This is a genomic window from Polynucleobacter sp. 15G-AUS-farblos (genome assembly GCF_018882445.1).
GTDB lineage: Bacteria > Pseudomonadota > Gammaproteobacteria > Burkholderiales > Burkholderiaceae > Polynucleobacter.
In genome coordinates this window covers 1-662 of the sequence record NZ_JACVOM010000017.1, presented here as the reverse complement: position 1 = coordinate 662, position 662 = coordinate 1, and the positions used below count along the sequence as shown (strand labels likewise).

The window sequence follows — 662 nt, the reverse complement described above, 5'->3', positions numbered from 1 at the left end:
CTGCATTGGGTACAGGCCAAAGGTAAATGCTAAGGGATAAGTCCATAGGATCCAGTGGGTATTTTGAGGACTCATCCAGGCTTGACCCAAAGGAAAACTAGGAGTTGTCGCCTGAAATTGTAAGAATGGTGCGAAGGGATCCTGATAGATCACTGCATTTTTTATCCACCATCCCAATGTGAATGCAATTAAACATGGGAGAAGACTCCAAATACAGATCTGAAATAATTTTTTTGGCTGCCCCTTCCAAAGCAGAACAAGTGGTGTACCCAATACAAATGGCAACACCAAGGCATAAGACATTTTTGCCATGACTGCACATGCTGCAAACAACCCAAACAAGATTGCATTTGTTTCAAGCTTTTCACTTGCAATTAAACCTGGGGTGTGACGAATAGCAATTAAGGCATACATCAGGCCAATCAGATCGGTTTTTCCATCCCAGGCTAGGTAGGTAATACATGTACTCGTAGCACCAGCAGCAATCAAAAAGGATGATGCCGTCAACGAGAGCCCTAGGCGGCGACCGATTTGCCAAAGCAAAGCCAATATGGTCAGAAAAATTGGCCCAATGGATAGCTTGGAGGAAATCTGTCCAATCGTATCGCCTCCAAATGCATACATCAGGGCATAAGGTATTTCGGCAATGAAGGGGAGTAGTG

1 protein-coding gene is annotated in these 662 nt (G+C 44.4%); it reads right to left on the bottom strand.

All coding sequences use genetic code 11. The features are described from left to right. Positions 1-662: hypothetical protein (locus ICN41_RS11210; RefSeq protein WP_216293011.1), on the bottom strand; the 662-nt coding region annotated here is incomplete at both ends.